This window comes from Pseudoduganella sp. RAF53_2 (assembly GCF_052113985.1).
Lineage (GTDB): Bacteria > Pseudomonadota > Gammaproteobacteria > Burkholderiales > Burkholderiaceae_D > Rugamonas.
This window is the reverse complement of record NZ_JBFRDW010000543.1, coordinates 1-4,231: the sequence shown is the minus strand read 5'-3', so window position 1 is coordinate 4,231 and position 4,231 is coordinate 1. Positions and strand designations below refer to the sequence as shown.

Annotated in this window: 3 protein-coding genes; 1 reads left to right on the top strand and 2 read right to left on the bottom strand. The window is 57.8% G+C overall.

Annotated features, from left to right (window positions below; genetic code table 11):
• Window positions 1-2,618 (top strand): bifunctional proline dehydrogenase/L-glutamate gamma-semialdehyde dehydrogenase PutA (gene putA, locus AB4Z11_RS24985; RefSeq protein ID WP_442028463.1); only part of this gene is annotated, 2,618 nt, incomplete at its 5' end.
• A gap of 32 nt (window positions 2,619-2,650) precedes the next feature.
• On the opposite strand, the gene AB4Z11_RS24980 is transcribed toward putA, so the two are convergent.
• Together AB4Z11_RS24980 and AB4Z11_RS24975 are read right to left on the bottom strand one after the other, a co-directional pair.
• Complete coding sequence (locus tag AB4Z11_RS24980) at window positions 2,651-3,358, bottom strand: 5'-methylthioadenosine/adenosylhomocysteine nucleosidase (protein ID WP_442028462.1); 708 nt, start codon at window positions 3,356-3,358, stop codon at window positions 2,651-2,653.
• Between the two features lie 219 nt (window positions 3,359-3,577).
• On the bottom strand, window positions 3,578-4,231 hold a 654-nt coding region (locus AB4Z11_RS24975), incomplete at its 5' end, for an EAL domain-containing protein (RefSeq protein WP_442028460.1).

Genomic DNA, 4,231 nt, shown 5'->3' with positions numbered 1-4,231 from the left:
GCCCGTTCGTGATCGACTACCTGGTCGACCTGGCCAAGCGCAGCGGCCGCAAGTTCATGGTGCGTCTGGTGAAGGGCGCTTATTGGGATGCGGAAATCAAGCGCGCCCAGGTGGACGGCATGTCCGGCTATCCGGTCTATACCCGCAAGGTCTACACCGACGTTTCCTACCTGACCTGCGCCCAGCGTCTGCTGGCTGCGACTGACGTCATTTACGCGCAGTTCGCCACACATAACGCGCAAACCCTGTCGATGATTTACACCTGGGCCAAGCGCGATGGCGTCACCGGCTACGAATTCCAATGCCTGCACGGTATGGGCGAAACCCTGTACGACCAGGTTGTCGGCGCCGACAAGCTCGACAAGGCTTGCCGTATCTACGCTCCGGTCGGCTCGCACGAAACCCTGCTGGCTTACCTGGTACGCCGCCTGCTGGAAAACGGCGCCAACTCGTCCTTCGTGAACCAGATCGTGGACGAAAGCATTCCGGTCGATTCGCTGATTCAGAATCCGCTGGACGTGGCGCGCGAGCTGCAAGGTTCGCCGCACCCGGCCATCAAGCTGCCGCTGCAAATGTTTGGCGACGAGCGCAAGAATTCCAAGGGCCTGGACCTGTCGAACGAAGACGTGCTGCGCGAAGTTTCCGCAGTGCTGGCCGAGCCTCGTAGCTGGACCGCTGGTCCGCTGCTGGCTGTTGAAGCGAGCGCCGGCGCTGCTCAGCCGGTGATCAATCCTGCTCGCAAGGATGACGTGGTTGGCCAGGTAAGCGAAGCCAACGCCGCCGATGTGGATGCCGCGCTGACCAGCGCCAGCCATTTTGCGATGGATTGGCAAACCACCGAACCTTCGGAACGCGCTGCTGCACTGAACCGCGCCGCCGATCTGTTCGAAACGCATATGCTGGAACTGATGGCGCTGGCAATCCGTGAAGCAGGCAAGTCGCTGCCGAACGCCATTGCTGAAGTGCGCGAGGCGGTCGATTTCCTGCGCTACTACGGCGCGCAAATCCGTACGTCGACCAATTCCCTGGCGCTGGGTCCCGTAACCTGTATCAGCCCCTGGAACTTCCCGCTGGCGATCTTCACTGGCCAGGCTRCTGCTGCGCTGGCTGCCGGTAACGTCGTGCTGGCCAAACCTGCGGAGCAGACCCCGCTGATCGCTCACCGCGCTGTGCAGCTGATGCATGAAGCGGGCATTCCGCGCGCTGCGCTGCAATTCCTGCCGGGCCGCGGCGAAGTGGTTGGCGCTGCGCTCACCAACGACAGCCGCGTGAAAGGCGTGATTTTCACCGGCTCGACCGAAGTAGCCCAGCTGATCAACCGCACCCTGGCCAAGCGTGCCGTGGCTGAAAATGTGGATATTCCGCTGATCGCTGAAACCGGCGGTCAGAACGCCATGATCGTGGATTCGTCCTCGCTGCCGGAACAGGTGGTAATCGACGCGATTTCGTCCGCTTTCGACTCGGCCGGCCAGCGTTGCTCGGCCCTGCGCGTGCTGTTCCTGCAGGAAGATATCGCCGACAAGACGATCAAGATGCTGAAGGGCGCAATGCAGGAGCTGAAACTGGGCTCGCCGGACCGCCTGGTGACCGACATCGGCCCGGTGATCGACACCGAGGCGCAGCAGAATCTGCTCAACCACATCGAAAAAGTGAAGAAATCTGCCAAAGCGAGCTTCTCGCTAATCGTTCCAGACGCGGACCAGGGCACTTTTGTGCCGCCAACCGTGCTGGAAATCGGTTCCCTGGACGAGCTGACCAAGGAAGTCTTCGGTCCGGTCATGCACGTGATTCGCTACCACCGAGCCGACCTGCCGAAAGTCATCAATCAGATCAACAACAGCGGTTTTGGCCTGACCCTGGGCGTGCATTCGCGTATCGATGAAACCATCGATTTCATCACTTCTCGCGCTCATGTCGGCAATATCTACGTGAACCGCAATATCGTCGGCGCAGTGGTGGGTGTGCAGCCATTCGGTGGCGAAGGTAAATCGGGCACTGGTCCGAAGGCTGGTGGTCCGCTGTATCTGAAACGCCTGCAAAAAGCCGTGGTTTCGACCGAACGCCATGAGCGCCAGGCTTCTGCCGGTGCTGATGCACTGGCTGGCTGGGCGAAAGCACAGGGCAAACAGCGTCTGCTGGCCCAGGTCGAGCAGTATGTTCGTACCACGCCGGCCGGTACGGTAATTGGTCTGCCAGGCCCAACGGGTGAACGCAATACGCTGAGCTATGTTCCGCGTGGCGCAATTGCTTGCGTGGCTGGTAGCCGTGAAGTGCTGCTGAATCAATTGGCAGCCGTGATGGCGACCGGCAACCAGGCGGTGATTGTGGATGGCGCAGCACTGCTTCCAGGCGATTTGCCGGCAGCTGTGAAGGGCCGCGTACAGATGGCGCAAGGTTTGAATGGCCTGAAAGAGGGCATCCAGATCGCACTGGTTGAGTCCGGCATGAGCGCAGGCGTGCGCGAACAACTGGCAGCACGTGATGGCGCCCTGGTTTCGGTCATTGATACGACGGAAGAGGGTGAAATTCCGCTGTGGCGTCTGGTTGCAGAGCGTGCTCTGTGCGTCAACACCACAGCGGCGGGCGGTAATGCCTCCCTGATGACGCTGGAGGCTTAACCGGACGGCGGATCAATGATCCGCCTTACGCCTTACGCATTACAGAAGTTTTTAATGATGCCAAAGGCATAGCGGGACGCGACGGTTTTCACGAAATGCATGAAATCCGTCGCTGCATCCTCATTCGCGTTGTCGGAAATCGTCCGGATTACCGCAAACGGCACGCCCAGTTCGAAACAGACCTGGGCGACTGCCGCTCCTTCCATTTCCACTGCCAGTAAATCGGGCAGTGCGTCTTTCAAAGCCGCCAGTTTCACCGGATCGCTCATGAATTGATCGCCGCTGCCGATCAATCCACGGTGCAATTGGGGATTTTCAGTCTCGTTTTCCAGGAAATCGCGTGCTGCGGCACCCAATTTGCGGCTCAAATCGCGGTCAGAAGGCAGGTGCGACAGGCCTGTCAGGGGAACTTCAAAGCGCGGAAACAGCGGGCTGGCATCAACATCGTGCTGAACCAGGCTTTCAGCGACCACAACATCGCCAACTCGAACGCCAAAATCGGCACTTCCAGCGACGCCGGTAAAGATGATGTGGGTAACTCCGAACTTCTCCACAAGGCTGGTAGCTGTCATGGCAGCAGCAACCTTCCCAATTCGCGATAAAACGCACACAGAATCGATTTTCCAGAGATTTCCGGCTGTGTACTCACGCATGCCGTGGATGAGCTTAGAAGGGCTCTCCATGGCTTCGATCAATCCTTGCTGTTCTTCCGCGAGAGCGGAGATGATGCCAAGTCGCATAAAACTTTTCCTTTAATAAGGTAAAAGTATAGATAAGGATAGTAGTAGATAGTAAACGAAGGGTCATCTGTGGATAAAGCTGTTAACATCCACAAGATCAGTAGTTTACGATTTGCAAAACCTGCTGAACAAGCATTGTATCCAGCGAGGATGAGTTCTGAGCAAATTTTTGGCCTGTGCGTAGTTTGGGCGTTTACGCACATTCGATCCTGTGGATATTCATGAGGTTATCAACAGCTGAGTGAGTTCTTCGGCTGAAATCGGGCCTTTGAGCAGATATCCCTGAGCAAAATCACATCCAGCGGCCGTCAGATTGGCCATTTGCTGCTCGGTTTCGACATGTTCGGCCACGACCTTGATACCCATGCGGTGCGCCATCACCGTGATTGCTTCGCAAAGATCCGGATTGTTGGTGAAACCGGGGTCCAGTTTCAGGTAATCGAGCTTGAAGTGCTTCAGGACGGCCAGAGAGGAGTAGCCGGCGCCGAAATCGTCCAGGGAAACCTGCATATGGGCATCGCGCAAGGATTTCAGGCGGATGGCAACTTCCCGATTGGCTTCGAGCAGCAGGTTCTCCGTGATTTCGATGACGATGCTGTGTGGCGAGAGGGCAAATTTGTCCAGCAGTTCGATCCAGTGGTTCACGCTGACCGATTCATGACGGAATTGCCAGGCCGATTTGTTCACACAGATCTGGAAATTGACGCCTCCCGCATCCTGCAGCCGTTTCACCTGCTGGGCCGCTTCTTCGAAAACCCACTCTCCCAGCGCCGAAATCAGGCCGCTGTGCTCGGCAACCTCGATGAACTGGGCCGGGGTGAGCAATCCCCGTTCTGGATGCTGCCAGCGCACCAGGGCTTCGGCCATCTCGAT